The sequence below is a fragment of the Comamonas terrae genome (genome assembly GCF_001544075.1).
GTDB classification, from domain to species: domain Bacteria; phylum Pseudomonadota; class Gammaproteobacteria; order Burkholderiales; family Burkholderiaceae_C; genus Comamonas; species Comamonas terrae.
In genome coordinates this window covers 443,860-470,273 of sequence record NZ_BCNT01000003.1, presented here as the reverse complement: position 1 = coordinate 470,273, position 26,414 = coordinate 443,860, and the positions used below count along the sequence as shown (strand labels likewise).

26 protein-coding genes are annotated in these 26,414 nt (G+C 66.8%); 20 read left to right on the top strand and 6 right to left on the bottom strand.

Annotated features, from left to right (window positions below):
* Positions 1 to 58 precede the first annotated feature (58 nt).
* The 19 genes from Cte04_RS05480 (at position 59) to Cte04_RS05390 (ending at position 19,697) form a co-directional block, all read left to right on the top strand.
* Complete coding sequence (locus tag Cte04_RS05480; protein ID WP_066473289.1) at positions 59 to 3,973, top strand: DUF3683 domain-containing protein; 3,915 nt, start codon at positions 59 to 61, stop codon at positions 3,971 to 3,973.
* A 7-nt stretch (positions 3,974 to 3,980) separates the two neighbouring features.
* Complete coding sequence (locus Cte04_RS05475; RefSeq protein WP_066473287.1) at positions 3,981 to 4,421, top strand: HIT family protein; 441 nt, start codon at positions 3,981 to 3,983, stop codon at positions 4,419 to 4,421.
* Positions 4,422 to 4,496: 75 nt separating this feature from the next.
* Positions 4,497 to 4,913: a gamma-butyrobetaine hydroxylase family protein gene (locus tag Cte04_RS05470; protein ID WP_066473283.1), complete on the top strand. Its 417-nt coding sequence runs from the start codon at positions 4,497 to 4,499 to the stop codon at positions 4,911 to 4,913.
* Positions 4,914 to 5,144: 231 nt separating this feature from the next.
* Positions 5,145 to 5,876 carry a bifunctional demethylmenaquinone methyltransferase/2-methoxy-6-polyprenyl-1,4-benzoquinol methylase UbiE gene (gene ubiE, locus Cte04_RS05465; protein WP_066473279.1) on the top strand — a complete coding sequence of 244 codons (732 nt, stop codon included), beginning with the start codon at positions 5,145 to 5,147 and terminating at the stop codon, positions 5,874 to 5,876.
* 54 nt (positions 5,877 to 5,930) lie between these two features.
* Complete coding sequence (locus Cte04_RS05460) at positions 5,931 to 6,926, top strand: Tim44 domain-containing protein (protein WP_066473276.1); 996 nt, start codon at positions 5,931 to 5,933, stop codon at positions 6,924 to 6,926.
* Positions 6,927 to 7,062: 136 nt separating this feature from the next.
* Positions 7,063 to 7,677 carry a ubiquinone biosynthesis accessory factor UbiJ gene (locus Cte04_RS05455; RefSeq protein ID WP_066473273.1) on the top strand — a complete coding sequence of 205 codons (615 nt, stop codon included), beginning with the start codon at positions 7,063 to 7,065 and terminating at the stop codon, positions 7,675 to 7,677.
* Positions 7,674 to 9,239 (top strand): ubiquinone biosynthesis regulatory protein kinase UbiB, encoded by a 1,566-nt coding sequence (gene ubiB / locus Cte04_RS05450; protein WP_066473265.1) that lies wholly within the window; start codon positions 7,674 to 7,676, stop codon positions 9,237 to 9,239. Before Cte04_RS05455 ends, ubiB begins: the two co-directional genes overlap by 4 nt.
* A 33-nt stretch (positions 9,240 to 9,272) precedes the next feature.
* Positions 9,273 to 10,724 (top strand): high affinity choline transporter 1, encoded by a 1,452-nt coding sequence (locus Cte04_RS05445; protein ID WP_066473262.1) that lies wholly within the window; start codon positions 9,273 to 9,275, stop codon positions 10,722 to 10,724.
* Between the two features lie 98 nt (positions 10,725 to 10,822).
* On the top strand, positions 10,823 to 11,098 hold the full coding sequence (locus Cte04_RS05440) for an FmdB family zinc ribbon protein (protein ID WP_066473259.1): 276 nt from the start codon (positions 10,823 to 10,825) through the stop codon (positions 11,096 to 11,098).
* Between the two features lie 14 nt (positions 11,099 to 11,112).
* Positions 11,113 to 11,736: a DUF502 domain-containing protein gene (locus Cte04_RS05435; protein ID WP_066473256.1), complete on the top strand. Its 624-nt coding sequence runs from the start codon at positions 11,113 to 11,115 to the stop codon at positions 11,734 to 11,736.
* A 40-nt stretch (positions 11,737 to 11,776) separates the two neighbouring features.
* Positions 11,777 to 13,582 (top strand): aspartate--tRNA ligase, encoded by a 1,806-nt coding sequence (gene aspS, locus Cte04_RS05430; RefSeq protein WP_066473253.1) that lies wholly within the window; start codon positions 11,777 to 11,779, stop codon positions 13,580 to 13,582.
* Positions 13,583 to 13,720: 138 nt separating this feature from the next.
* Positions 13,721 to 14,560, top strand: a complete 840-nt coding sequence (locus Cte04_RS05425) for a CsgG/HfaB family protein (protein ID WP_066473250.1) — start codon at positions 13,721 to 13,723, stop codon at positions 14,558 to 14,560.
* Positions 14,561 to 14,639: 79 nt separating this feature from the next.
* On the top strand, positions 14,640 to 15,194 hold the full coding sequence (gene nudB, locus Cte04_RS05420) for a dihydroneopterin triphosphate diphosphatase (protein WP_066473247.1): 555 nt from the start codon (positions 14,640 to 14,642) through the stop codon (positions 15,192 to 15,194).
* A gap of 14 nt (positions 15,195 to 15,208) precedes the next feature.
* Positions 15,209 to 15,973, top strand: coding sequence for an endonuclease/exonuclease/phosphatase family protein (locus Cte04_RS05415; protein WP_066473245.1), 765 nt, complete (start codon positions 15,209 to 15,211; stop codon positions 15,971 to 15,973).
* A 113-nt stretch (positions 15,974 to 16,086) separates the two neighbouring features.
* Entirely contained in the window at positions 16,087 to 16,809 is a 723-nt protein-coding gene (gene folE, locus Cte04_RS05410; RefSeq protein ID WP_066474018.1) for a GTP cyclohydrolase I, read from the top strand.
* Positions 16,810 to 16,953: 144 nt separating this feature from the next.
* On the top strand, positions 16,954 to 17,844 hold the full coding sequence (locus Cte04_RS05405) for an EamA family transporter (protein ID WP_066473242.1): 891 nt from the start codon (positions 16,954 to 16,956) through the stop codon (positions 17,842 to 17,844).
* A 4-nt stretch (positions 17,845 to 17,848) separates the two neighbouring features.
* Positions 17,849 to 18,712, top strand: a complete 864-nt coding sequence (locus Cte04_RS05400) for a DUF429 domain-containing protein (protein ID WP_066473239.1) — start codon at positions 17,849 to 17,851, stop codon at positions 18,710 to 18,712.
* Positions 18,712 to 18,936, top strand: coding sequence for a hypothetical protein (locus Cte04_RS05395; RefSeq protein WP_066473236.1), 225 nt, complete (start codon positions 18,712 to 18,714; stop codon positions 18,934 to 18,936). The genes Cte04_RS05400 and Cte04_RS05395 overlap by 1 nt, the downstream gene beginning before the upstream one ends.
* 113 nt (positions 18,937 to 19,049) lie before the next feature.
* On the top strand, positions 19,050 to 19,697 hold the full coding sequence (locus Cte04_RS05390; protein WP_066473234.1) for a LysE family translocator: 648 nt from the start codon (positions 19,050 to 19,052) through the stop codon (positions 19,695 to 19,697).
* Between the two features lie 148 nt (positions 19,698 to 19,845).
* Here Cte04_RS05390 and Cte04_RS05385 read toward each other — a convergent pair whose 3' ends face one another.
* The 5 genes from Cte04_RS05385 to Cte04_RS05365 form a co-directional block, all read right to left on the bottom strand.
* The gene (locus Cte04_RS05385; RefSeq protein WP_066473232.1) at positions 19,846 to 21,336 is read right to left on the bottom strand and encodes an ABC transporter substrate-binding protein; all 1,491 of its coding nucleotides are present in this window, start codon (positions 21,334 to 21,336) and stop codon (positions 19,846 to 19,848) included.
* 153 nt (positions 21,337 to 21,489) lie between these two features.
* Complete coding sequence (locus tag Cte04_RS05380; protein WP_066473230.1) at positions 21,490 to 22,329, bottom strand: ATP-binding cassette domain-containing protein; 840 nt, start codon at positions 22,327 to 22,329, stop codon at positions 21,490 to 21,492.
* A complete protein-coding gene (locus Cte04_RS05375; RefSeq protein ID WP_066473227.1) occupies positions 22,326 to 23,369 on the bottom strand; it encodes an ABC transporter ATP-binding protein in 1,044 nt (347 codons plus the stop codon). The genes Cte04_RS05380 and Cte04_RS05375 overlap by 4 nt, the downstream gene beginning before the upstream one ends.
* A 16-nt stretch (positions 23,370 to 23,385) precedes the next feature.
* Complete coding sequence (locus tag Cte04_RS05370; RefSeq protein WP_066473224.1) at positions 23,386 to 24,213, bottom strand: ABC transporter permease; 828 nt, start codon at positions 24,211 to 24,213, stop codon at positions 23,386 to 23,388.
* Positions 24,210 to 25,172, bottom strand: coding sequence for an ABC transporter permease (locus Cte04_RS05365; protein WP_066473220.1), 963 nt, complete (start codon positions 25,170 to 25,172; stop codon positions 24,210 to 24,212). The genes Cte04_RS05370 and Cte04_RS05365 overlap by 4 nt, the downstream gene beginning before the upstream one ends.
* 214 nt (positions 25,173 to 25,386) lie before the next feature.
* Here Cte04_RS05365 and Cte04_RS05360 point away from each other — a divergent pair, with 214 nt between their 5' ends.
* On the top strand, positions 25,387 to 25,641 hold the full coding sequence (locus Cte04_RS05360; protein WP_066473217.1) for a YfhL family 4Fe-4S dicluster ferredoxin: 255 nt from the start codon (positions 25,387 to 25,389) through the stop codon (positions 25,639 to 25,641).
* A 63-nt stretch (positions 25,642 to 25,704) separates the two neighbouring features.
* On the opposite strand, the gene pth is transcribed toward Cte04_RS05360, so the two are convergent.
* Positions 25,705 to 26,325: an aminoacyl-tRNA hydrolase gene (gene pth / locus Cte04_RS05355; RefSeq protein ID WP_066473211.1), complete on the bottom strand. Its 621-nt coding sequence runs from the start codon at positions 26,323 to 26,325 to the stop codon at positions 25,705 to 25,707.
* Positions 26,326 to 26,414: the final 89 nt, after the last annotated feature.

Genomic DNA, 26,414 nt, shown 5'->3' with positions numbered 1-26,414 from the left:
TAAAATCGTCGTCCCACTGGCTTCGGGGCGCCACCGGGCGCCCGATACGGTCTACCCCATGAATGTACCGATTGCGTTGGCCGCCTTGCAGGCGCAGGCAGCCGAACCCGCACGACTGCGCGAGATTCCCTATAACTACACCTCGTTTTCCGACCGCGAGATTGTGATACGCCTGCTGGGCTCATCCATGTGGGATGTGCTCAACCAGCTGCGCCAGGAGCGTCGCACGGGGCGGTCCGCGCGCATGCTGTACGAGGTGCTCGGGGACATCTGGGTCGTGCAGCGCAATCCCTATCTGCAGGATGACCTGCTGCACAACCCCGGCCGCCGCAAGTCGCTGGTGGAGGCGCTGGAGCACCGTCTGTCGGAGATCGACAAGCGCCGCGAGCCCGATGCCGATGCGCTGCGCGATACGCTGGTGGGCCAGCTCGTCGAGGCCGCGCGCCGCGCCGTGCACGAGTTCAACGCCACCTTCGTCGAGGCCGAGCAGCTGCGTCGCCGCGTGCAGAAAACCCTGGGTCGCTTCACGGCCAAGGACAACATCAAGTTCGACGGTCTCTCGCGCGTGGCCCATGTGACCGACGCGACCGACTGGCGCGTCGAATACCCGTTCGTGGTGCTCACCCCCGATACGGAAGCCGAGATGGCGGGCCTGGTCAAGGGCTGCATCGAACTGGGCCTGACCATCATCCCGCGCGGAGGCGGTACGGGCTATACCGGCGGCGCCATTCCGCTGACCTGGCGCAGCGTGGTCATCAACACCGAGAAGCTGGAAAAGCTGACCGAGGTCGAGATGCGCCGCATTCCCGGCGTCGACCACGAGGTGCCGACCATCTATTCCGAAGCGGGCGTGGTGACCCAGCGCGTGGCCGATGCGGCCGAGCGCGCCGGCTATGTGTTCGCCGTGGATCCGACCTCGATCGAGGCCTCGTGCATCGGCGGCAACATCGCCATGAACGCGGGCGGCAAGAAAGCCGTGCTGTGGGGCACGGCGCTGGACAACCTGGTGTCCTGGCGCATGGTGACGCCCGATGCGCAGTGGCTGGAAGTCACGCGCCTGGACCACAACCTGGGCAAGATCCACGATGCCGAGATGGCCAGCTTCGAGCTGCAGTACTTCGAGGCCGACGGCAAGACGCCGATCCGCACCGAACGCCTGGACATTCCCGGCCACAAGTTCCGCAAGGAAGGCCTGGGCAAGGACGTGACGGACAAGTTCCTCTCGGGCCTGCCCGGCGTGCAGAAGGAAGGCACGGACGGCCTGATCACCAGCGCGCGCTGGGTGGTGCACCGCATGCCGGAGCACACGCGCACGGTCTGCATGGAGTTCTTCGGCAATGCCAAGGATGCCGTGCCCTCCATCGTCGAGATCAAGGACTACATGTTCGCCGAGCAAAAGCGCTCGGGCGTGCTGCTGGCCGGCCTCGAACACCTGGACGACCGCTACCTCAAGGCCGTGGGCTACGCGACCAAGAGCAAGAAGGGCAACGGCCATCTGCCCAAGATGGTGCTGCTGGGCGACATCGCCGGCGACAACGCCGACGAGGTGGCGCGCGTGGCCGCCGAGGTGGTGCGCATCGCCAACTCGCGCAACGGCGAGGGCTTCACGGCCGTGAGCGCCGAGGCACGCAAGAAGTTCTGGCTGGACCGCAAGCGCACGGCCGCCATCAGCCGCCACACCAACGCCTTCAAGATCAACGAGGACGTGGTGATCCCTCTGCCGCGCATGGCCGAGTACACCGACGGCATCGAGCGCATCAACATCGAGCTCTCCCTGCGCAACAAGCTCAGGCTCTGCGACGAGCTGGCGCGTTTCTTCCGGCATGGCGATCTGCCACTGGGCAAGCAGGACGACGCGGGCGACATTCCCTCGGCCGAGCTGCTCGAGGACCGCGTGCAGCAGGCGCTGGCCCTGGTGGGCGATGTGCGCGCGCTGTGGCAGGGCTGGCTGGATGGCGTGGCCACGTTGTTCCCGCAGCTGCAGGACCATACGCTGCGCGCAAGTTGGAAGACCCAGCTCAAGGAGCCGCTGTCCAAGATCTTCGCCGGCGCGGCCTTCCAGCCGCTGCGCGAAGCCCTCAACGGCATCCACCAGAAGGTGCTCAAGGGCCGCGTCTGGGTGGCGCTGCACATGCACGCCGGCGACGGCAACGTGCACACCAACATCCCCGTCAACAGCGACGACTACGAGATGCTGCAGACCGCGCACGAAGCCGTGGCGCGCATCATGGAGCTGGCGCGAAGCCTGGACGGCGTGATCTCGGGCGAGCACGGCATCGGCATCACCAAGCTGGAATTCCTGTCGGATGCCGAACTGGCGCCATTTGCCGAATACAAGAAGCGCGTGGACCCCGAAGGCCGCTTCAACAAGGGCAAGCTGATCCGCAACGAGGAATGGGACGCCTCGGCCCACCAGAGCCATGACGGCCGCTCGCCGCGCGAGTCGCTGATGTATGCCGACCTGACCAATGCGTACACGCCCAGCTTCGGGCTGATGGGCTACGAGTCCATCATCATGCAGCAGTCGGACATCGGCGCGATTGCCAACAGCGTCAAGGACTGCCTGCGCTGCGGCAAGTGCAAGCCCGTGTGCGCCACCCATGTGCCGCGCGCCAACCTGCTGTACAGCCCGCGCAACAAGATCCTGGCCACCTCGCTGCTGGTGGAGGCCTTTCTCTACGAAGAACAGACGCGCCGCGGCGTCTCGCTCAAGCACTGGCAGGAGTTCGAGGACGTGGCCGACCACTGCACGGTCTGCCACAAGTGCTTCAACCCCTGCCCGGTCAAGATCGACTTCGGCGACGTGACCATGAACATGCGCAACCTGCTGCGCAAGATGGACAAGAAGAGCTTCCGCCCCGGCAACAAGCTGGCCATGGCCATGCTCAACGCGACGAACCCGGACACCATCAAGCTCATGCGCTCGGCCATGGTCGGCGTGGGCTTCAAGGCCCAGCGCCTGGCCGCCGACGTGCTGGGCGCCGTGGCCAGGAAGCAGACGGCCCATCCGCCCGCCTCGGTAGGAACGGCGCCGATCAAGGAGCAGGTGATCCACTTCGTCAACAAGAAGCTGCCCGGCGGACTGCCGACCAAGACGGCGCGCGCCCTGCTGGATATCGAGGACAAGGATTACGTGCCCATCATCCGCAATCCGCAGAGCACCAGCGCCGATACCGAGGCCGTGTTCTATTTCCCCGGTTGCGGCTCGGAGCGCCTGTTCAGCCAGGTGGGCCTGGCCACGCAGGCCATGCTCTGGCATGCGGGCGTGCAGACCGTGCTGCCGCCCGGCTACCTGTGCTGCGGTTATCCGCAGCGCGGCAGCGGCCAGTTCGACAAGGCCGAGAAGATGATCACGGACAACCGCGTGCTGTTCCACCGCGTGGCCAATACGCTCAACTACCTGGACATCAAGACGGTGGTGGTGAGCTGCGGCACCTGCTACGACCAGCTGCAGGGCTACGAGTTCGACAAGATCTTCCCGGGCTGCCGCATCATCGACATCCATGAATACCTGCTCGAAAAGGGCATCACGCTGCAGAACAAGGGTGCCTACCTGTACCACGACCCCTGCCATACGCCCATGAAGACGCAGGACCCCATGAAGACCGTCAAGGCGCTCATGGGCGACGACGTGCTCAAGAGCGAACGCTGCTGCGGCGAATCGGGCACGCTGGGCGTGACGCGCCCCGACATTTCCACGCAAATCCGTTTCCGCAAGACCGAGGAGATCCGCAAGAGCGAAGCGGTGCTGCGCGAATCCGGCAAGGTGGGCGAGAAGGACAACGTCAAGATCCTGACCAGCTGCCCCAGCTGCCTGCAAGGCCTCTCGCGCTACGGCAACGACCTGCAGAACGGCCTGCTCGAAGCCGACTACATCGTGGTCGAGATGGCGCGCGACATCCTCGGCGAGAACTGGATGGCCGAGTATGTGCAGCGCGCCAACCAGGGCGGCATCGAGCGCGTGCTGGTCTGAGGTCGCCATGCGCCGGCAAGACAACTGCCCCCTGTGCGCCGCCGATGGCGGCACGCTGATCTGGCGCGGCGACAGGCTGCGCGTCATCCGCGCTGCCGAGGCCGGCTTCCCGGGCTTTTACCGCGTGGTCTGGAACGACCATGTGGCCGAGTTTTCGGACCTGTCCGCCGCCGACCGCGCGCTGTGCATGGACGCCGTGGCGCTGGTGGAGCGCGTGCTGCGCGAGCAGCTGGCGCCCACCAAGATCAATCTGGCGGCCCTTGGCAACATGGTGGCCCACCTGCACTGGCATGTGATTGCGCGCTACGACTGGGACAGCCATTTCCCGGGTGCCGTCTGGGCGCCAGCCCAGCGCGAGCGCGATGGGGCCCGCGAGGCGCAGGTCGCCCAGCTGCTGCCCCGGGTGGACGCTGCGCTGGAACGGGCGCTGGACGCCTGGGCTGCCTGAGCGGCCGGCGCGGCAAACAAAGACGGCGGACCCTGCGGATACGGGCCGCCGTCCGATCTATTGAAGGAGATACCCATGGCGGGACTGCAAGCCGATACCCCCACGCCCGAGGCATTGACCGTGCACGGCGCCTCGCGCGTGCTGGAAGTGTCCTATTCGGACGGCAAGACCTTCCGCATTCCTTTCGAGCTGCTGCGCGTCTATTCGCCCTCGGCCGAAGTGCAGGGGCATGGCCCGGGCCAGGAAGTGCTGCAGACGGGCAAGCGCGACGTGGGCATCACCACCATCGAGCCCGTGGGCAACTACGCGATCAAGCCGTTCTTCAGCGACGGCCATGAAAGCGGCCTCTATACCTGGGAATACCTGTACCAGCTGGGCAGCCAGCAGGATGCGCTGTGGCAGCAATACCTGCAGCGGCTTGCGGAGGCCGGCCTGGACCGGGATGCACCCATGCCCCAGAAGGGTGGCGGCCACGGCTGCAGCGTGCATTGATCCGGACGCCGCCAAAAGCCCGGGCCCCGGCTTTTGCGTGCGCCACGCGCCACACCGGTGCTGCGCAGCACGCAGGGTTATTGAGGCTGATGCTATATTAAAAGTAGCTTTCGGCGCTTGCTCTTCAAGCGTCGCAGGACGATTCCATCTAAACCCCTAGTGCTGCAAAGCCCGTAGCCATACGGGGTTGTCGCTGTACGCAACAGCACTGCCTGCTTAGCATTCATTGTTATGAGCACCACACATTTCGGTTTCCAGTCGGTCGATGAAAGCGAAAAGGCCGGCCGCGTGCGCGGCGTGTTCGACTCCGTCGCCTCCAAGTACGACATCATGAACGACGTGATGTCGGGCGGCCTGCACCGCGCCTGGAAGGCCTACACCGTGATGGTGGCCAATCTCAAGGAAGGCGACAAGGCCCTGGACATCGCGGGCGGCACGGGCGACCTGGCGCTGGCATTTTCCAGGAAGGTGGGCGCTTCGGGCCAGGTGGTGCATACCGACATCAACGAAGCCATGCTGCGTGTGGGGCGCGACCGCCTGACCGACAAGGGCGTGATCCTGCCCACGCTGGTGTGCGATGCGGAGAAGCTGCCGTTCGAGGACAACTATTTCGATCTGGTCAGCGTGGCCTTCGGCCTGCGCAACATGACGCACAAGGATGTGGCGCTCAAGGAGATGAACCGCGTGCTGCGCCCTGGCGGCAAGCTGCTGGTGCTCGAGTTCTCCAAGGTGGCCAAGCCTCTGGAAAAGGCCTACGACTGGTATTCGTTCAAGATTCTGCCGGCCATGGGCAAGCTCATCGCCGGCGACTCGGAAAGCTATCGCTATCTGGCCGAGTCCATCCGTATGCACCCGGGCCAGCAGGAGCTCAAGGCCCTGATGCAGCAATGCGGCTTCGGCCATGTGGACTATCACAACATGACGGGAGGCGTCTGTGCCTTGCATGTGGGAATCAAATGCTGAGCGCGCGGTCTGCGCGGATTTGTAGCTACGTTTTTTGATAAGAAGGGAGATGGCATGAGAAAACTGTGGTCAATCGTCTTGGTGGCCATGCTGGTCGTGGCGCATGGGCAGGCGGATGCCAAGCGCATGGGCGGCGGCTCGTCGTTTGGCAAGCAGTCGAGCAATGTGACGCAGCGTGAAGCTTCTCGTGCCCCCACCCAGAGTCCTCAGGCTCCGCAGCAGAATGCCGCGCAGCCCAACCGCGCTGCCACGCCGGCTCCGGCACCCGCGGCCCAGCCCAAGAAGCCCTGGGGCGCCATGCTCGGCGGCCTGGCCGCCGGCCTGGGCCTGGCCTGGCTGGCCCATTCGCTGGGCCTGGGCGCGGCCTTCGGCAACATCCTGCTGATCGCCCTGCTGGCCATGGTCATCATGGCCGTGATCGGCATGGTCATGCGCTCGCGCCGCGGTGCGGCGGCCCAGCCCGGCCCGTTCGCATTCCAGGGGGCTGGCAATCTGGGCGGTGCACCCCATGAGGCGCAGGCGCCGGTCCGCCAGTACAACCCCGAGAAGGTCGGCAACGATGCCTCGGCCCGGCCCTGGGAGCAGAACCACCTGCCCGGCGCTGCCGCGGCTGCCGGCGGCTCCATGATCGGCTCGGCGCTTGCAGGCTCGCAGAGCTGGGGCATACCCGAGGGCTTCGACACCGACGGCTTCCTGACCGCGGCCAAGCGCAATTTCGTCACGCTGCAGTCGGCCTGGGACCGTTCGGACATCGCCACGCTGCGCTCCATGATGACCGACGAGATGCTGGCCGAGATCCGCGGCCAGCTGTCCGAGCGCGAAACCCAGCGCGGCGGCCAGCCCAACCAGACCGACGTGGTCATGATCGACGCCCAGCTGCTGGGCATCGAGGACTTGGGCCAGGACTACATGGCCAGCGTGGAGTTCTCCGGCATGATCCGCGAGGAGGCCTCGGTCGGTCCCAGCCCCTTCCGCGAGGTCTGGAACATGACCAAGCCCAAGAATGGCTCCAGCGGCTGGCTGGTGGCCGGCGTCCAGGCACTGCAATGAAGCACGCATCCTTGCGCAGGCATGCTCCACACAGGGGTGCTGCGCAAGGGCCGCCCTGCGGTGAAGGCGTCATCCCCGCGCAGGGAAGGTGCACAGCGCCGCAGGGGGGGATTAATTTCATGAATAATCGGGGACTATGGCAACACAGTCCCCTTTTTCTTTTCTCAACGGTCTCGTGGAGCGCGTGATGGCAGGTCCTCAGGCTCCCGCATGGCTGGTGAGCGAGATGCACCAGCGCCTGGTGCTGTTTCTCAACCATGTGCTGATGCAGGAGAAAGAGGCGATGGAGCGCCTCGTGCGCCAGAAGGGCCGCATTGCCCGCGTGCAGTGGCGCCAGTATTCGATGGCCCTGCTGGTCACGCCTGCCGGCCTGTTCGACGTGGCGCCCGAGGGCGCCGAACCCGACCTGCTGCTGGAGGTCACCGAGACTTCCCCGCTTTCCCTGGCCCAGACCGCGCTGCGCGGCGACAAGCCGGCGATCCGCATCCAGGGCGACGTGCAGTTCGCGGCCGAGATCAACTGGCTGGTCGACAACGTGCAGTGGGATGTGGAAGAGGACCTGGCCCGCGTGATCGGCGATGTGCCCGCGCACACGATTGCCAAGGTGGCGCGCACCGCGTCGCAGGCCTTGCGCCAGTTCGTGGGCGCGCGCATGGGCGGCAGGAAGGCCGAAGCCGAGGAGGCAGGTGCGCGCGCCGCCACGACGCCCGTGACCGCCATGCCCGGCGGCCCTGACGCCACGCAGCCATGACGCGCTTTCTGCGGGGATGGGCCATCCTCTGGGTGGTGTTCCGTTATGGACTGGACGAGCTGGTGCTCTCCAGCTTCGAGCACCCATGGCTGCGCACCGTGCGCGGCATCGTCACGCTGGGGCGCAAGCTCGACAAGCCGCGCGGCGTGCGCCTGCGCGAGGCCCTGGAGGAGCTGGGGCCGATCTTCGTGAAGTTCGGCCAGGTGCTGTCCACGCGCAGCGATCTCATGCCGCCCGACGTGGCCGAGGAACTGGCCAAGCTGCAGGACCGCGTGCCGCCCTTCGATCCGCAGATCGCGGTGGACACCATAGAGCGCTCGTTCAAGCGCCCGCTCGACCAGATCTTCGTGCGCTTCGAGCGCGAGCCCGTGGCCAGCGCCTCGATCGCCCAGGTGCACTTTGCCGTGGTGCGCAACAAGGACGGCAGCGAAAGCGACGTGGCCGTCAAGGTGCTGCGTCCCGGCATGAAGGGCGTCATCGACAAGGACCTGGCCCTCATGCACATGATGGCCGGCTGGGTGGAGAAGCTCTCGCATGACGGCAAGCGCCTCAAGCCCCGGCAGGTGGTGGCCGAATTCGACAACTACCTGCACGACGAGCTGGACCTGATCCGCGAAGCCTCGAATGCCGCGCAGCTGCGCCGCAACATGGAAGGCCTGGACCTGGTGCTGATCCCCGAGATCTTCTGGGACTACTGCCATACCGACGTGATGGTGATGCAGCGCATGAACGGCGTGCCCATCAGCCAGGTCGAGCGGTTGCGCGAAGCCGGCGTGGACATCCCGAAACTGGCGCGCGACGGCGTGACCATCTTCTTCACCCAGGTGTTCCGCGACGGCTTCTTCCATGCCGACATGCATCCGGGCAATATCCAGGTCAGCCTGGAGCCCGAGACCTTCGGCCGCTATATCTCGCTGGACTTCGGCATCGTCGGCACGCTGACCGAGTTCGACAAGGAATACCTGGCGCAGAACTTCCTGGCCTTCTTCCGCCGCGACTACAAGCGCGTGGCCGAGCTGCATGTGGAAAGCGGCTGGGTGCCGGCCATCACGCGCGTGGAGGAGCTCGAGGCGGCCATCCGCGCCGTGTGCGAACCCTATTTCGACCGTCCGCTGGCCGAGATCTCGCTGGGCATGGTGCTGATGCGCCTGTTCCAGACCTCGCGCCGCTTCCAGGTCGAGATCCAGCCCCAGCTGGTACTGCTGCAGAAGACGCTGCTCAACATCGAGGGCCTGGGCCGCCAGCTCGACCCCAACCTCGACCTGTGGAGCACGGCCAAGCCCTTTCTGGAGCAGTGGATGCTGGAGCAGATGGGGCCGCAGCGCCTGTGGCGCGAGCTCAAGGCCCAGGCGCCGCGCTACGCGAAAATCCTGCCCGACATGCCGCGCGTGCTCCACCAGTACCTGGCCCACCGGGGCGCGGGCCAGCATGAGGCCCTGCTCATGGAGCTGCTACGGCAGCAAAAGACCACCAACCGCCTGCTGCTGGCCATTCTGAGCGCCGGCATCGGCTTCGTGATCGGCCTGGTGGTGCTGCAGTTGCTGCTGCACTTCCGTTTTTAATCCCATTTTCCGCATAGAGACAGGAGTGCCAGCGTGCTGCTCTCGATGGTGATCGCATACCTGTTGGTGACCATAGGCATAGGCCTGTGGGCGGCCAAGCGGGTGAACAACACGGCCGACTTTGCCATTGCCGGGCGTCATCTGCCCCTGTACATGATCATCACCACCACGTTCGCGACCTGGTTCGGGTCGGAACTGGTGCTGGGCGTGCCCGCCAAGTTCATCGAAGGGGGGCTGCATGCGCTGGTGGAGGACCCGTTCGGCGCGGGCATGTGCCTGATCCTCGTGGGAGCGTTCTTTGCGGCCCGGCTGTACCGCATGAACCTGCTGACCATCAGCGACTACTACCGCGCGCGCTACGGCCGGGCGATCGAGGTGATCTGCTCGCTCATCATCATGCTCAGCTACCTGGGCTGGGTCTCGGCCCAGGTCACGGCGCTGGGGCTGGTGTTCAACCTGCTCTCGGGGGGCACGGTCAGCATTCCCATGGGCATGACGATCGGCGTGCTCTCGGTGCTGGTCTACACGCTGTTCGGCGGCATGTGGTCCGTGGCCGTGACGGACTTCGTGCAGATGATCATCCTGGTGGTGGGCCTGCTGGTGCTGGCCTTCTTCGCGGGCGACATGGCCGGCGGCGCCGGCAAGGTGGTGGACCTGGCCACCAGCCGCGACCTGTTCAAGTTCCTGCCCGAGCCTTCGCTGCATGAAATCGTGTTCTTCATCGGCGCGGCCGTGACCATGATGCTGGGCTCCATTCCGCAGCAGGACATCTTCCAGCGCGTGATGTCGGCCGATACAGAGAAGTCGGCCGTGCGCGGCACCGTGATCGGCGGAGCCTGCTATGTGATCTTCGCCTTCGTGCCCATGTTCCTCGTGGCCAGTGCGCTCATCATCATGCCGGCCGAAGCCACGGCCCTGCTGGCCGACGATCCGCAGAAGGTGCTGCCCACGCTGGTGATGGACAAGATGCCGTTCGCCATGCAGGTGCTGTTCTTCGGCGCGCTGCTGTCGGCCATCAAGTCCTGCGCCTCGGCCACACTGCTGGCGCCCAGCGTGACCTTCACCGAGAACATCTGGCGCCAGTTCCGGCCCTATACCGACGACAAGGAAAACCTGCTGACCATGCGCATCAGCGTGCTGGTGTTCGCGGCCTGCGTGCTCGGCTATTCGATCCTGATGCAGGGCACGCCCATCTACGAGCTGGTGGCCAGCGCCTACCAGGTGCCGCTGGTGGGCGCCTTCGTGCCGCTGGTCTTCGGCCTGTACTGGAAGCGCGCCACGACTCAGGGTGCCATCACCGCCGTGGTGCTGGGCATCGGCGTGTGGCTGGTTTTCATGGCCACGCCCGCGCTCAACCAGGCATTTCCCCAGCAGCTGGCGGGACTTCTGTCGGCCGTGTTCGGCATGGTGGCGGGCTCGCTGCTGCCGCAGCGGATCGCGAACCAGACGCGGGAAATCCAGGCGTTCGAGCCCCTGGCGCCCTGACGGGGCGCGGCCCGCAAGGGCTTGGTGCCGCAGTGCAGCAAACAAAGGGCTGGCGCCTATAATCAAGGGTTTTGCACTTCCCCTCGTTTTCAAGCGCTATGCCTATCTATGCATACAAGTGTGGCTCCTGCGGCCACGCCAAGGATGTGCTGCAGAAAATCTCGGACGCCGCGCTGACCGTGTGCCCGGCCTGCGGCGCCGAGGCCTTTTCCAAGCAGCTCACCGCTGCGGGTTTCCAGCTCAAGGGCTCGGGCTGGTACGCCACGGACTTCAAGAACAGCGGCGGCAGCAAGCCCGCCGCCGGCAGCCCGGCTGCCTCCGGCGACAGCACGCCTGCCGCGCCGGCGCCCGCAGCGGCTGCAGCCAACTCCTGAGGCGAGCACAGATCATGGGTGCATTGCGCAAGTGGCTGATCGCCGGTCTTCTGGTCATCGTTCCCCTGGTGATCACGCTGGGCGTGCTCAACTGGATCATCGGCACGCTGGACCAGACACTGGCCATCCTGCCTGAAGCCTGGCAGCCGGACCGGCTGCTGGGCATGCATATTCCCGGCTTCGGCGTGGTGCTGACGCTGCTCATCCTGCTGCTCGTGGGCGCGGTGGCCAGCAACTTCATCGGCCGCAAGTTCGTGAGCTGGGGCGACGCCCTGGTGCGCCGGATTCCCGTGGTGCGCTCCATCTACTCCAGCGTCAAGCAGGTGTCGGACACGGTATTCTCGGACAGCGGCAATGCCTTCCGCACGGCCGTGCTGGTGCAGTGGCCGCGCGAGGGCGTGTGGACCGTGGCCTTCGTGACCGGAGCCCCGAGCGGCGAGGTGGCGGCCTACCTGCGCGACGAATACGTGAGCGTGTTCGTGCCCACGACCCCCAATCCGACCGGGGGCTATTTCGTGCTGGTGCGCCGCAGCGAGTGCATAGAGCTGGAAATGAGCGTGGATGCCGCGCTCAAATACATCGTGTCGATGGGTGTGGTGGCGCCTCCGGACCTCACCGCCATCGAGGAACCCAAATAAAACAACCTTGTCGCACCCCAGGGGTGCAGGAAGAATTTTCATGGCAATGCGTTCCCAATACTGCGGTCTGGTGACCGAAGCCCAGATGGGCGAAACCGTGACGCTGTGCGGCTGGGTGAACCGCCGCCGCGACCACGGCGGTGTGATCTTCATCGACCTGCGCGACCGCGAAGGCTATGTGCAGGTGGTGTGCGACCCCGACCGCGCCGAGATGTTCAAGACCGCCGAAGGCATCCGCAACGAGTATTGCGTGCAGGTCAAGGGCGTGGTGCGTGCGCGCCCCGCCGGCACGACCAACGACAAGCTCAAGAGCGGCCAGATCGAGGTGCTGTGCCATGAGCTCAACGTGCTCAACGCTTCCGTGACGCCTCCGTTCCAGCTGGACGAGGAGAACCTGTCGGAAACCGTGCGCCTGACGAACCGCGTGCTGGACCTGCGCCGCCCCGTCATGCAGCGCAACATGATGCTGCGCTACAAGACCGCCATCCAGGTGCGCAACTTCCTCGACAAGGAAGGCTTCATCGACATCGAAACGCCCATGCTGGGCAAGTCCACGCCCGAAGGCGCGCGCGACTACCTCGTGCCCAGCCGCGTGCACGACGGCGAGTTCTTCGCGCTGCCCCAGTCGCCCCAGCTGTACAAGCAGATGCTGATGGTGGCCGGCTACGACCGCTACTACCAGATCACCAAGTGCTTCCGCGACGAGGACCTGCGCGCCGACCGCCAGCCCGAGTTCACGCAGATCGACTGCGAAACCTCCTTCCTGAACGAGGAAGAGATCCGCGCCATCTTCCAGCGCATGATCTGCGAGGTCTTCAAGACCCAGCTGGGCGTGGACCTGGGCGAGTTCCCCATCATGACCTACCAGGACGCGGCCTTCCGCTTCGGCTCGGACAAGCCCGACCTGCGCGTCAAGCTCGAGTTCACCGAGCTGACCGAGGTCATGAAGGATGTGGACTTCAAGGTCTTCTCGACCCCCGCCACCACCAAGGGCGGCCGCGTGGTGGCCCTGCGCGTGCCCGGCGGCGCGGCCATCAGCCGCGGCGAGATCGACCAGTACACCGAATTCGTCAAGATCTACGGCGCCAAGGGCCTGGCCTGGATCAAGGTCAACGAAGTGGCCAAGGGCCGTGACGGCCTGCAGTCGCCCATCGTCAAGAACCTGCACGACGCGGCCATCGCCGAGATCCTCAAGCGCACCGGCGCGCAGGACGGCGACCTGCTGTTCTTCGGCGCCGACAAGGAAAAGATCGTCAACGACTCCATCGGCGCGCTGCGCCTGAAGGTGGGCCACAGCGAATTCGGCAAGGCCAATGGCCTGTTCGAGGACCGCTGGGCGCCGCTGTGGGTGGTGGACTTCCCCATGTTCGAGCATGACGAGGAAGAAGACCGCTGGGTGGCCGTGCACCACCCCTTCACCTCGCCCAAGGACGGCCATGAGGAACTGATGGCCACCGATCCCGGCAAGTGCATCGCCAAGGCCTACGACATGGTGCTCAACGGCTGGGAACTGGGCGGCGGCTCGGTGCGTATCCACCGCGCCGACGTGCAGGCCAAGGTCTTCGAGGCCCTGAACATCACCCCCGAGCAGCAGCGCGCCAAGTTCGGCTACCTGCTGGACGCGCTGCAGTACGGCGCGCCCCCGCACGGCGGCCTGGCCTTCGGCCTGGACCGCCTGATCACGCTGATGACGGGCTCCGAGTCCATCCGCGACGTGATCGCCTTCCCCAAGACCCAGCGCGCCCAGGACCTGCTGACCCAGGCCCCCTCGCCGGTCGACGAAAAGCAGCTGCGCGAGCTGCACATCAAGCTGCGCAACCCCGTGGTGACCACCACCGAGGCCTGATGCATCTCTGCCGGCACGGCGCTTTGCTGCGGCAGGGCTTTGTGCGATAGTGCGGCGCCAGACAGCGACTTCGCTGCTGGCGCCTTTTTTGTTGCTATGCTTTTGATGGCTGGCATCGCTTGTCTCTATTGATATTCCATGTATTCGATCTCTGAAATCCATGATGGACGTGCGCAGCCAGCTATCAAGATTGCTGCATTGGCACTGCTGGCGGCGTTGGCCCTGGCCGGCTGCAACAAGCAGCAGACCGAGCTGGGCCAGGGCGGCTCCGAGATCTCGGGTTCCGCCGGCCCCCAGGGCGCCAGCCATGCGGCCCGGTCGCTGGAGCAATGCGATGCGCCCATCGCCACCGTGGCCCTGGTGGAGAATCCGCGCGGCTATGTCATGCCCTACGGCAACGGCCAGCTGCCGCCCACGCCCGTGCCGCTGATCAAGCTGCTGGCCCAGCAAAGCGGTTGCTTCCGCGTGGTGGACCGCAACGCCGGCCTGCAGGGCACGATCCACGAGGGCGAGCTGCGCGATGCGGGCGTGCTGCGCAAGAACGGCACCGTGCACAGGGGCAAGGGCTATGAGGCCCAGTACCAGCTGGTGCCCAGCCTGACCTTCAGCGAGCAGAGCGCGGGTGGCGGCCTGTCCGGCATCATCGCCATGATTCCCGTGCTGCGCGACATCGCGGGGCTGGCCGGCCTGGCCGAGAACGTCAAGCTCAAGGAGGCGCAAACCGCGCTGTTCCTCACCGATACCGAAACCACCGAGCAGGTGGCGGTCTCCACCGGCTCGGCGCGCGCCACCGACCTGGGCGTGGGCGGCCTGGTGCTGGGCAAGCTGGGTGCAGGCGGCGGCGCCGGCTGGAGCAATACCAACGAGGGCAAGGTGATTGCCGCGGCTTTTCTTGACGCCCACAACCAGCTCGTGCACCAGCTGCGCGCGCTGCAGGCCAAGGAGCTGCCGCCGGCCGTGGCCACCAGGGCGCGCTAGGGCTCGCTAGGGCCTGCGCATCACATTTGTTACCGCCGGCGCTCAGCCTGCTGTCATGCTCCGGGCGTAGGATGGCGGCATGACAGCATCGTCCGAAGAAGAATCCCGGCCGCCGTCCAGGCCCTACAAGATTCCGGAGTCCGTGCTCGTGGTGATCTATCGCGGGGACGGCCAGGTCCTGCTGCTGCGCCGCACCCTGCCGGCGCCGCAGGGCGTGGCCTTCTGGCAGTCGGTGACCGGCAGCAAGGACAGTGCGCAGGAAGACTGGCACGAGACCGCCGTGCGCGAGGTGCGCGAGGAAACCGGCATCGACGCGCTGGCGCCCGACTGCGTGCTCAGCGACTGGAACCTGGAAAACGTCTACACCATCTACCCGGAATGGCAGCACCGCTATGCGCCCGGCGTATGGCACAACCGCGAGCGCGTCTTCGGCCTTCGTGTGCCGTCCTACACGGCCGTGCACTTGAATCCGAGGGAGCACACCGCACATGCTTGGCATGATTGGCAGGCTGCGGCCCTGCAGTGCTTCTCGTCCTCCAATGCCGAAGCGATTCTGATGCTGCCGCGTTTCGATCCCTGTATTGCGCAGAAAGCGACCCAGGCCTGCGAGACAGGCCTTGCGCCGCGGCCTTGAGCGAGTTTTTGCCTATGTCCGAAATTCAGCCAGCCACCGACGGGTCCTCGCAGATCCTGCGCGTGGCCACCTACAACATCCACAAGGGCGTGCAAGGCCTGGGCCCGGCGCGGCGCCTGGAAATCCACAACCTCGGCCTGGCCGTGGAGCAGCTCGACGCCGACATCGTCTGCCTGCAGGAAGTGCGCAAGATGAACCACCGGGAGGCGGCATATTTCGACCGCTGGCCCAGCGTGCCCCAGGCCGAATACCTGGCGCCCGAGGGCTACGAATCCGTCTACCTGACCAATGCCTACACCCGCGACGGCGAGCACGGCAATGCGCTGCTGAGCCGCTGGCCCGTGATCGGCTACCAGCGCGAGGACATCTCCGACCACCGCTTCGAGCAGCGCGGCCTGCTGCATGTGGAGCTGGACATCATGGGCCGGCGCGTGCACTCCATCGTCGTGCACCTGGGGCTGATACCGGGCAGCCGCATCCGCCAGGCCGCGCGGCTGCAGCATTTCATCGAGCGCGAGGTGCCGCCCGACGCGCCGCTGGTGGTGGCCGGCGACTTCAACGACTGGGGCAACCAGCTCAAGCGCATGCTGGCCGGCTTCGGCCTGTTCGAATATGACGAGCGGCCCAGCGTGCCGACCTATCCCTCGCGCCTGCCGATCGCCCAGCTGGACCATATCTATGTGCGCGGCCTCACGCCGCTGGCCCTGCAGGTGCCCAAGGGGCGCATCTGGTGGCGCATGTCGGACCATCTGCCGCTGATCGCCGAATTCCGGCTCTAGCCCGCTGCGTCCAATTGCTCTGAAAAAGATAGCTTGCAGCGCCAAGCAAGCCTGCATTTCGTGCTAAATCCTTTGCGAGTACCGGTGGACGATTCGCTGGTACCATGCCAGCCATGTTCAGAGATCTCGCCGACATGAAAACAGACAACTCAGCCGAAGGCACCCCCGTCTCGGTCAAGATCCGCGAGCGGCTGCAGGCAGCAAAAAAGCGCTTTCATGCCAATGACAACATCTCCGAGTTCATCGAGCCCGGCGAGCTCGAGAAGCTGCTGGACGAAGTGCAGGAGAAGATGCAGGGCGTGCTCGACTCCATGGTGATCGACACCACGCACGACCACAACACCCGCGCCACCGCGCGCCGCGTGGCCAAGATGTACGTCAACGAGGTGTTCCGCGGCCGCTATGTGCCCCAGCCCGCGATCACCGAGTTCCCCAATGCCGAGCATCTGAACGAGCTGATGATCGTGGGCCCGATCACCGTGCGCAGCGCCTGCAGCCATCACCTGTGCCCCGTGATCGGCAAGATCTGGATCGGCGTGCTGCCCAACAAGAACACCAATGTGATCGGCCTGTCCAAGTACGCGCGCCTGGTGGACTGGATCATGGGCCGCCCCCAGATCCAGGAGGAAGCCATCATCCAGCTGGCCGACCTGATCATGGACAAGACCCGCCCCGACGGCCTGGCCGTGGTCATGGAAGCCTCGCATTTCTGCATGTCCTGGCGCGGCGTGCGCGAGATGGACAGCAAGATGCTCAACTCCGTCATGCGCGGCGCCTTCCTGACCAACGCCGAGCTGCGCCGCGAATTCCTGGCGCTGATCGCGGCCCGCAAGTGATGCTGCCCAGGGCGGCGCACCGCCGGACATCCTCCGCCCGGCATCCGGGGCGCGGGGCATGCCGGCCCCGGGCCTGCGCCCTCCATTGAAAACCCCTGTCCCGGAAGGCTGCGCGGCGCGCGGCCTTTTTGCTTTCCCGGCGCCATGTCACTGCAAGCCTTTGTTCTCATCATCCTCGCCGGCCTGATCCATTCGGGCTGGAACATCGTGGCCAAGAAGGCCGGAGGGGATGCGCGCTTTTCGCTGTTCACCTCGGTGCTCAACGCCGTCATCTGGCTGCCACTGGGCTGGTGGCTGGGCCGCGATGCGGTGCCGCTGTGGGGCTGGACGGAATGGGGCTTCGTGGCCGCCAGCGCCTTGCTGCACGTGTTCTATTTCGTGGTGCTGCTGCGCGGCTACCGCGTGGCCGACCTGACCGTGGTCTATCCGCTGGCGCGCGGCAGCGGGCCGCTGATCTCTTCGCTGGTGGCCGTGGCTTTCCTGGGCGAGCAGCTCACTGCCCTGGGCGCGGCCGGCATCGCGGGCGTGGTGCTGGGCGTGTTCCTGATCGCCGGCGGCCCGCGCATGATCGCGGCCATCCGCAGCGGCGAATCGGCCCAGGCGCGCCACCGCGTGCTGGCCGGCCTGTACTACGGGCTGCTCACGGGCCTGTTCATCGCCGGCTACACGGTGGTGGACAGCTATGCGGTCAAGGTGCTGCTGATGTCGCCCATCCTCGTGGACTACATGGGCAATCTGCTGCGCATCGTGATGCTGCTGCCGCTGGGCATGCGCAACTGGCCCGAGACCTGCAGCCTGTGGCGCGTGCAGTGGCGCCATGCGGCCCTGGTGGCCTTCTTCAGCCCCATTGCCTATGTGCTGGTGCTGTATGCGGTGCAGAGCGCGCCGATCTCGCATGTGGCGCCGGCGCGCGAAGTCTCCATGCTGTTCGCGGCCCTGATCGGCGGCAGATTGCTGGGCGAGGGCGACCGCGCGCTGCGCATCGCGGGTGCCGTGCTGATCGCCCTGGGCGTGACGGCCCTGGGCCTGGGCTGAAGGCATGCAGATCCTGGGCTGCGACTTCAGCAGCAGTCCCGGCCGGCGCAAGCCCATCGTGATCGCGCGCGGGCGGCTCGGCCCGGAAATGCGCAGCGTGCAGCTGGCCGAATTGCTGGGCTTTGCCACCCTGGACAGCTGGGGCCGGTGGCTGGCCGACGAGCGGCATACGCCATGGATCGGCGGCTTCGACATGCCTTTCGGCCTGCCGCGCGAGCTGGTGGAGACCCTGGGCTGGCCCACGGACTGGCAGGCCTGCATGGATCACTACGCGAGGCTGAGCCGCGCGCAGATTCGCGAACAGTTCAAGGCCTTCTGCGCCGCCCGGCCCGCGGGCCGCAAGTTTGCGCACCGCGCCACCGACGGGCCCGCGGGCTCGAGCCCGTCGATGAAATGGGTCAATCCGCCCGTGGCCTACATGCTGCATGCGGGCGTGCCGCTGCTGCGGGCGGCCGGCGTGCATCTGCCGGGCCTGCAGCCCGCGCCAGAACAGACGCCCGCGCGCGTGGGGCTCGAAGCCTATCCGGGCCTGCTGGCGCGCGCCGTGCTGGGGCGGCGCAGCTACAAGAGCGACGATACCGCGCGCCAGACGCCCGAGCGCCGGCAGGCCAGGCAGGAGCTGATCGACGCACTGGAGCAGGGCCGAGCCGGCCTGGGCCTGCGCCTGGAACTCACCCAGGCCCAGCGCCGGGCGCTGGAGGACGACGCCAAGGCCGATGCGCTCGATGCCGTGCTGTGCCTGCTGCAGGCAGGCTGGGCGGCCTGCCGGCGCCAGGAAGGCGATATGCTGTACGGCCTGCCGCCCGGCCGCGATACGCTGGAGGGCTGGATCGTCACCGCAGGCGCACTGGGGGGAGCAAGCCATTGATGAAGCCGAAATTCCGTCCGGGGCGGGCACTGTGCCTGTGCGCTGCCCTGGTCACCGTGATGCCGCTGCCTTCGCAGGCGGCCCCCGCGCCCTGGTATCTGTGGCGCAGCCAGCTCGACGGCGCGCTCAGCTGCCAGCAGTTCTCGCCGGGCCAGGCCTGGAGCCTGGACGACGGACCGTTTGCCGATCCGGCCTGCCGGAAACGCATGGCTTCAAGAAAGTGAAAAAAGTGAGCTGGCCGTGCCTTTCAGGCAATGGTTTTGCATTGAAAACCATTTGAAAATATTGATGGGCCAGCGCAAGCAGCTATTGAATTGATTGCAGCAAAGAGAACCACATGCCCACCTTGCAGACCCTGATCGCGTTTTTCGGCGTGGCCGTCGTGCTCGGCCTGAGCCCGGGGCCGGACAATCTTTTCGTGCTCATGCAGTCGGCCCAGCGCGGCTGGCGCGTGGGCCTGTGCGTGGTGCTGGGGCTGTGCCTGGGCATCGTGGGCCACACGGCTGCGGTGGCCCTGGGGCTGGCCGCCATGGTGGCGGCATCGCCGCTGCTGTTCACGGCCATCAAGCTGTGCGGCGCGGCCTATCTGCTGTACCTGGCCTGGGGCGCATGGCATGCGCCGGTCAGCGCCGTGGGCCCGGTGCAGGTGCAGTCCGAACGCGACCGGCTCACCTGGGGCTCGGCCCTGCGCTGGGTGGGCCGCGGCACGGTGATGAACCTCACCAATCCCAAGGTGCTGATCTTCTTCCTGGCCTTTCTGCCGCAGTTCGCCGATCCGGCGCGCGGCAGCCTGGCGCTGCAGGTCGTCGTGCTGGGCTGCGTGTTCATGCTGGCTGCGCTGCTGGTGTTCGGCTCCATTGCCTGCGCCTCGGGCCTGTTCGGCGAGCTGCTGCTGCGCTCGGCCCGCGCCCAGCGCTGGCTCAACCGCATCGCCGCCACGGTGTTCGGCGCGCTGGCGCTAAAGCTGGCTTTAACCCAGCGCTGAACCAAACGCCTTCAACAACTGGCGTGGCCCCAGCCAGGGATGCCGAGCAAGAGCCGTCTCGCGGCGGCGCCGCCCAGGCGAAGGCATCGTCCCCCTCCCATAGCGCGTAGGCAGAGGGGGAAGCGGCGGAGCCGCTCGGGGGGCAGTTTCATCCCCAGGACAGGGAGGACAGGTCGTTGACGAAGATGGGCATGTCCTTCCACAGCCCGCGCAGCTTCTTGTCTGCCACGGTGACCCACTGCGGCGTGTAGAGAAAGCCGTGCACCGAATCCCGGGCCAGCAGGCGCTGGGCGTCGCCGAGCAGGCGCGCGCGGTCGGCCGGGCGCGGGGTGTTCTGGATCTTCTCGAACAGCTCGTTGAACTCCTGGGAGTGGTAGCCCCAGTAGTAATCGGGCTTGGCAAAGTTGCCCAGATCGAACGGCTCCACGTGGGAGATGATGGTCAGGTCGTAGTTCTTGTTGCCATAGGTGCCCGACAGCCACTGAGCCCATTCCACGTTCTGCAGCCTGGCCTGGATGCCGATCTTGGCCAGCTGGGCGGCGATCAGCTCGCCGCCCTGGCGCGCATAGGGCGTGGGCGGCAGCGTCATGGTCAGCGTGAGCGGCGTCTTGATGCCGGCCTCGGACAGCAGGGCCTTGGCCTTTTCCACGTCGAAGGGGTTGATGCCCGTGGTGTCCACATAGCCGAAGGCCGTGGGCACGTAATAGCTGCCGATGGGCACGCCGTAGCCGTCGGCGGCGCCGGCGATCACGGCCTTGCGGTCGATGGCGGCCGCGATGGCGCGGCGCACGCGCACGTCGTTCAGAGGCTTTCTCGCGTTGTTGATGGCCAGAATGGTCTTGGCGCGCGAGTTGCTCACCACCACCTGGAAGCGCGGGTTGCTCCTGAACTGCGGCACGCTGCGCGGCGTCACGCGCGGGAAGGCGTCCACGTCGCCGGCCAGCAGCGCGGCCACCTGGGCCGCCGCGTCGGGTATGAAGCGGAACACCGCGCGCCTGATGCGCAGGCTCTGCGGCGCGCGAAAGCCCGGCCAGGCCGCGAGCGTGACCGAGGCTCCGCGGGACCAGCCGGCCAGCTGGTAGGGGCCCGTGCCCACGGGCCGGGTGGCATTGGTGTCGGCGCTCCTGGGCTCGACGATGATGGACGTGGCCTGGCCCAGCACGAACAGGAAGTCGGGATCGATGTCCTTGTTGGTGATGACGACGGTGTGCTCGTCCGAAACCTGCGTGCTCAGGTTGGCGAAGGTGCGCTTGTCCTTGTTGGTGCTCTTGTCGCCGGACGCGCGGTCGAACGAGAACTTGACGGCCGCCGCGTTGAACGGCTCGCCGTTCTGGAACTTCACGCCCTTGCGCAGCCGGAAGGTGTAGGTCTTGAGGTCGGGCGAGACTTCCCAGCTCTCGGCCAGCAGCGGCGAGACGCTGCCGTCGGCGTTGATCTTGGTCAGCGTCTCGAAGACGTTGTAGTGCACGATCTCGGCGATGGACGAGGCGGCGCCGGCCGTAGGGTCCAGGCCCGGCGGTTCCAGGACCAGGGCCAGCGTGACGCTGTCCTTCCTGCCCTGGGCCAGCGCGGGCCAGGACGACAGCAGGGGCAGGCTGGCGGCAGCGGTGCCGGCCAGCAGGGTGCGGCGATTGAACATCGGCAGAAATCTCCGTATGGGGCGAGGCGCAGCGCATGGCCTCTGGATGCGGCAGGCTCCGGCAAGAAAGCCGCCGGGCCTGTATTCATATGCGTTTTTACACCAGCCGGAGCGCTGCGCCCGCACCGACAGGGAATAAGGCGTCGCCGGGGTTCAAAAAATGTGGCCGGGCAGGCGTGGCACGGCCCTGACCAGGGCCTGGGTGTACGGATGCCCGGGCGCGTGGAACAGCTTGTGCGGCGCGCCGCGCTCCACGATCTCGCCCTGGTGGAGCACGATGACCTCGTCGCACAGGTGCTGGACCACGGCCAGGTCATGGCTGATGAACAGGTACGACAGGCCCAGTTCGCGCTGCAGGTCCTGCATGAGGTTGAGCACCTGGGCCTGGACCGAGACGTCGAGCGCGCTGACCGGCTCGTCGGCCACGATCAGGCGGGGCCGGGTGACGAGAGCGCGGGCAATCGCGATGCGCTGGCGCTGGCCGCCCGAGAATTCATGCGGATACTTGTCCAGGTCCCGGGCGCGCAGCCCCACCTGTTCCAGCGTGGCCTGCACCAGGGCGCGCACGGCCTCGCGGCCGGCAGGCGCATCGGGCGGGCCGAGATGGGCCAGTGGCTCGGCAACGATGCGCTCCACGCGCATGCGCGGGTCCAGCGAGGCATAGGGGTCCTGGAACACCATCTGGAAATGGCGGCGCGCGGCGCGCAGCTGCTGGCTGCCCAGGCGGTGCAGGTCCTGGCCCAGCAGTTCCACCGAGCCCGCGGTGGGCGTGTCCAGCGCCATGACCAGGCGCGCCAGCGTGGACTTGCCCGAGCCGGACTCGCCCACCACGCCCAGACTGCGGCCGGCCTGCAGCGCAAAGCTCACGCCGCGCAGGGCATGCAGCTGCGCGGCCGGGCGCCACAGCGAGGCGCGCGGCAGCTGGTAAGTGCGCTGGAGCGCCGTCACCTTGAGCAGGGCCGCGCCGGTAGCGAGGTTTTGCGTGGCGCTCATGGCGTAGTCTCCGGCGCGCCGGCATGGATGGCCTCGTCGCGCAGGCAGCGCACGACATGCGGCTGGCGCCAGAAGGCCAGAGAGGCGGGCGCGGGTCCCGCCGGCGCCTGAAGCAGGCGCGGCGCGGGCGCCTGCGCAAAGCAGGCCTGGGCGGTGAAGGCGCAGCGCCCGGCAAACGGGCAGCCTGCGGGCAGGTCGGCCAGCTCGGGCACGGTGCCGGCGATGGTCGGCAGGTGCCCGGGCGGCCGCGCCGCCGCCGGCAGCATCTGCGGGCGTGCGGCAAACAGGCCGCGCGTATAGGGATGGGCGCGCTGCCTGAAAACGGCTTCCGTCATGCCGGACTCCACCACGCTGCCGCCGTACATGACGAGCAGCTGCTCGGCGTTCTGCGCGATCACGCCCAGGTCGTGCGAGATCAGCACCAGGGCCATGGAATGCTCGGCCACCAGCTCCTGCAGCAGGGCGAGGATCTGCTGCTGCACGGTCACGTCCAGCGCCGTGGTCGGCTCGTCGGCAATCAGCAGGTCGGGCCCGCAGGCCAGGGCCATGGCGATGGTGATGCGCTGACGCTGGCCGCCCGAGAACTGGTGGGGATATTCGCCAAAGCGCTGGGCCGCCTGGGCAATGCCCACGCGCTCCAGCAACTCCACGGCGCGCGCCTGCGCGGCGCGGCGCCCCAGTCCCAGGTGCAGGCGCAGCGGCTCGGCCACCTGGCGGCCTATGCCGTGCAAGGGATTCAGCGCCGTCATGGGTTCCTGGAAGACCATGGCCATGCGGTTGCCGCGCAGCGCGCACAGGCGCCTCTCGCTCAGGCCCAGCAGCTCCTGGCCGTCCAGGCGGATGCTGCCGCTCACCCGGGCCTGTTCGGGCAGCAGTCCCATCAGGGCCAGCGCGGTCAGCGATTTGCCGCAGCCCGATTCGCCGATCAGGCCCAGCGTGGCGCCGCGCTCCAGCGCAAAGCCCACATGGCGCACGGCCTGCACCAGGCCGCGGCGCGTGGGCAGTTGGATGGTGAGGTCGGAGACTTCCAGCAAGGGCATGGGCGTTTCCCGGGGGTCAGCGCGTGCGCGCCAGGCGCGGGTCGAGCAGGTCGCGCAGGCCGTCGCCCAGCAGGTTCAGCCCCAGCACCGACAGCGCGATCGCCAGGCCGGGCCAGATCGCCAGCAGCGGCGCCTGGAACATCAGGGTCTGGGCCTCGCTGAGCATGCGGCCCCAGGACGGCTGGGGCGGCTGCGTGCCCAGGCCCAGGTAGGACAGCGCGGCTTCGGCCAGGATGGCCAGCGCGAACTGTATGGTGGCCTGCACGATGAGCACCGAGGCGATATTGGGCAGCACATGCTGCAGCGTGATGGCCGTGCGGCTCTTGCCGCAGGCGCGCGCGGCCGTCACATAGTCGCGCGCCCAGATGGCATTGGCCGAGGCGCGCGTGATGCGTGCGAAGGTGGGGATGTTGAAGATGCCGATGGCGATGATGGCATTGACCATGCCGGCGCCGAACACGGCCGTGAGCATGATGGCCGAGAGCAGGGCGGGGAAGGCGAAGGTGAAGTCCGCCAGCCGCATGATGATCTCCTCCGTCCAGCCGCGGCGCGCCGAGGCCAGCAGGCCCAGCGCCAGGCCGGCGGCCAGGCCTATGCCCACGGCGATCAGGCCCACGGCGATGGAGGCGCGCGCGCCGACCAGGATCTGCGAGGCCACGTCGCGGCCGAAGGCATCCGTGCCCAGCCAGTGCCGGCTGCCCGGCGGCTGCAGCGCGGCGTCCATGTTCATCTCGTAGGCGGAGCCGGGCGTCCAGGCGAAGGACAGCAGGGCGCAGGCGATCAGCAGTGCGGTGAGCACCGCGCCCAGCCAGAAGCTGCGATGGGACGAGAGGCGAACGCTCATATATCGCTGGCCTGGATGCGCGGGTCGATGGCGGCGTAGAGCAGGTCGACCACGAAATTGACGATGACCACCATGGCCGCGAGCAGCAGCACGCAGTTGCGCACCACGATGAGGTCGCGGTTGGCGATGGACTGGAAGATCAGCCGGCCCAGGCCCGGCAGGTAGAACACGTTCTCCACCACGATGGTGCCGGCCAGCAGGTTGGCGAACTGCAGGCCCATGACGGTGAGCACGGGAATCATGGCGTTGCGCAGCACGTGGCGCCACAGCGCGGCGCCGCGCGACAGGCCCTTGGCGCGCGCGGTGCGCACGAAGTCCTCGCGCAGCACGTCCAGCACGGCCGAGCGCGTGATGCGCGCCAGGATGGCGGCCTGCACCACCGCCAGCGCGATGGAGGGCAGCAGCAGGGCCTGCAGCGCGGGCCAGAAGCCGCCGCCGTCCGCCTCGCTCCAGCCCGGGAAGCCTCCGGCCGAGAACCATTGCAGCTTCACCGAAAACAGCAGGATCAGCAGGATGGCGAACCAGAAATTCGGAATGGCGATGCCGATCTGGGCCAGGCCCATGACGCCCACATCGCCCCAGCGCCTGTGGCGCGAGGCCGCGAACACGCCAGCGGCCAGCGCCAGCGCCGTGGTGATGGCCATGGCCAGCACGGCCAGCGGCACGGTCACCGCGAGGCGCTCCCACACCAGCCCGGATACGGGCGAGCCGTAGGCATAGCTCGTGCCCATGTCGCCCTGCAGCAGCCCGGCCAGCCACTGCCAGTAGCGCGTCCAGGCCGGCTGGTTCAGGCCCAACTGCTCGGCCATGGCCTGCACGGCCTCGGGCGCCGCGTCGGGGCCCATCAGCATCTGCGCGGCATTGCCGGGCAGGATCTCGAGCACGGCGAACACCACGGCGGAGGCGCCAAGCAGCGTGGCGATCAGCGTGAGCAGGCGTTTGAGCAGGAAGATGCTCATGGATTCGGAAAGCGTTTCATCGGGAACACGGCTGGCAGGCGGATCGGCGGGCGCAAACCCGCAGGCGCATGCGCGGACGGCCTGCGCAGCATAGCGGCAATTGCGCCGCGGTGGCGCCGTCCGCCGCTTTGCCCATGGCTGTGCCATGTCTTGGGCGGCTTGGGATAATACGCAGCAGCGCTGTCACCCCGGGATAGGACATAGGAGTTTTCGCATGGCACTGATGATCACCGACGAATGCATCAACTGCGATGTATGCGAGCCCGAATGCCCCAACGACGCCATTTCCATGGGCGAGGCGTTCTACGAGATCGACCCGCACAAGTGCACCGAATGCGTGGGCCATTTCGACGAGCCCCAGTGCGTGCAGATCTGCCCCGTGGCCTGCATTCCGGTCAACCCCGAGTTCATTGAAAGCCGCGAGGTCCTGCTCAGGAAATATGAGCAGCTGACGCAAGCTAAAACCTGAATTCAGCTCATTTCCGCTCTGAAATTCATGTCAAGAAGGCGCAAGCTGCTATTGCTTCAATAGTTACTGCGCTGCTTCAGGTTCGGGTTTGCGCGGCGGCTTGGGGCGCTGCGGCTTGGTGGTGTGGATGGCCAGCGTGGCCTTGTCCATCTGGCCTGCGACCAGCTCGGGCCAGGCCTTGAGCGAATGGGCAATGCCGTCCTCGATCAGCTTGAGCTGGTCCGGCGCCGGTTTCTTGAGCACCCAGTTCGCCACTTCTCCCTTGTGCCCCGGATGGCCTATGCCCACGCGCAGGCGCCAGTAATCGGCCGAACCCAGCTGGGCATGGATGTCGCGCAGGCCGTTGTGCCCGCCATGGCTGCCGCCGCGCTTGAGCTTGACCTGGCCGGGCTCGAAATCCAGCTCGTCGTGCACCACCAGGATCTCGTCGGGCTGGATCTTGAAAAAGCGCGCCAGCGCGCCGACCGACTTGCCCGAGAGGTTCATGAAGGTCTGGGGCTGCAGCAGCCAGACGTTCTGCCCGTTGACCGTGGTGCGGGCCATCAGTCCCCAGTAGCTGCGCTCGGGCACCAGCGTGACCTTGAGCTCGCGCGCCAGCGCATCGATCCACCAGAAGCCGGCGTTGTGGCGCGTGTCTTCGTATTCCGGGCCGGGATTGCCCAGGCCGACAAACAGTTTGATCATGGCGTGATTATCTGCTGCTGCGGCCGACCGCAGGAGGGTCGGCGCGCCATGCAAAAAGCCCACCAAGGTGGGCTTTTTGCATGGCGTAC

Coding starts and splice junctions, on each gene's coding strand:
- Cte04_RS05480 (WP_066473289.1), top strand. CDS start 59: ATGAATGTACCGATTGCGTTGGCCGCCTTGCAGGCGCAGGCAGCCGAA.
- Cte04_RS05475 (WP_066473287.1), top strand. CDS start 3,981: ATGCGCCGGCAAGACAACTGCCCCCTGTGCGCCGCCGATGGCGGCACG.
- Cte04_RS05470 (WP_066473283.1), top strand. CDS start 4,497: ATGGCGGGACTGCAAGCCGATACCCCCACGCCCGAGGCATTGACCGTG.
- ubiE (WP_066473279.1), top strand. CDS start 5,145: ATGAGCACCACACATTTCGGTTTCCAGTCGGTCGATGAAAGCGAAAAG.
- Cte04_RS05460 (WP_066473276.1), top strand. CDS start 5,931: ATGAGAAAACTGTGGTCAATCGTCTTGGTGGCCATGCTGGTCGTGGCG.
- Cte04_RS05455 (WP_066473273.1), top strand. CDS start 7,063: ATGGCAACACAGTCCCCTTTTTCTTTTCTCAACGGTCTCGTGGAGCGC.
- ubiB (WP_066473265.1), top strand. CDS start 7,674: ATGACGCGCTTTCTGCGGGGATGGGCCATCCTCTGGGTGGTGTTCCGT.
- Cte04_RS05440 (WP_066473259.1), top strand. CDS start 10,823: ATGCCTATCTATGCATACAAGTGTGGCTCCTGCGGCCACGCCAAGGAT.
- Cte04_RS05435 (WP_066473256.1), top strand. CDS start 11,113: ATGGGTGCATTGCGCAAGTGGCTGATCGCCGGTCTTCTGGTCATCGTT.
- aspS (WP_066473253.1), top strand. CDS start 11,777: ATGGCAATGCGTTCCCAATACTGCGGTCTGGTGACCGAAGCCCAGATG.
- Cte04_RS05425 (WP_066473250.1), top strand. CDS start 13,721: ATGTATTCGATCTCTGAAATCCATGATGGACGTGCGCAGCCAGCTATC.
- nudB (WP_066473247.1), top strand. CDS start 14,640: ATGACAGCATCGTCCGAAGAAGAATCCCGGCCGCCGTCCAGGCCCTAC.
- Cte04_RS05415 (WP_066473245.1), top strand. CDS start 15,209: ATGTCCGAAATTCAGCCAGCCACCGACGGGTCCTCGCAGATCCTGCGC.
- folE (WP_066474018.1), top strand. CDS start 16,087: ATGTTCAGAGATCTCGCCGACATGAAAACAGACAACTCAGCCGAAGGC.
- Cte04_RS05405 (WP_066473242.1), top strand. CDS start 16,954: ATGTCACTGCAAGCCTTTGTTCTCATCATCCTCGCCGGCCTGATCCAT.
- Cte04_RS05400 (WP_066473239.1), top strand. CDS start 17,849: ATGCAGATCCTGGGCTGCGACTTCAGCAGCAGTCCCGGCCGGCGCAAG.
- Cte04_RS05395 (WP_066473236.1), top strand. CDS start 18,712: ATGAAGCCGAAATTCCGTCCGGGGCGGGCACTGTGCCTGTGCGCTGCC.
- Cte04_RS05390 (WP_066473234.1), top strand. CDS start 19,050: ATGCCCACCTTGCAGACCCTGATCGCGTTTTTCGGCGTGGCCGTCGTG.
- Cte04_RS05385 (WP_066473232.1), bottom strand. CDS start 21,336: ATGTTCAATCGCCGCACCCTGCTGGCCGGCACCGCTGCCGCCAGCCTG.
- Cte04_RS05380 (WP_066473230.1), bottom strand. CDS start 22,329: ATGAGCGCCACGCAAAACCTCGCTACCGGCGCGGCCCTGCTCAAGGTG.
- Cte04_RS05375 (WP_066473227.1), bottom strand. CDS start 23,369: ATGCCCTTGCTGGAAGTCTCCGACCTCACCATCCAACTGCCCACGCGC.
- Cte04_RS05370 (WP_066473224.1), bottom strand. CDS start 24,213: ATGAGCGTTCGCCTCTCGTCCCATCGCAGCTTCTGGCTGGGCGCGGTG.
- Cte04_RS05365 (WP_066473220.1), bottom strand. CDS start 25,172: ATGAGCATCTTCCTGCTCAAACGCCTGCTCACGCTGATCGCCACGCTG.
- Cte04_RS05360 (WP_066473217.1), top strand. CDS start 25,387: ATGGCACTGATGATCACCGACGAATGCATCAACTGCGATGTATGCGAG.
- pth (WP_066473211.1), bottom strand. CDS start 26,325: ATGATCAAACTGTTTGTCGGCCTGGGCAATCCCGGCCCGGAATACGAA.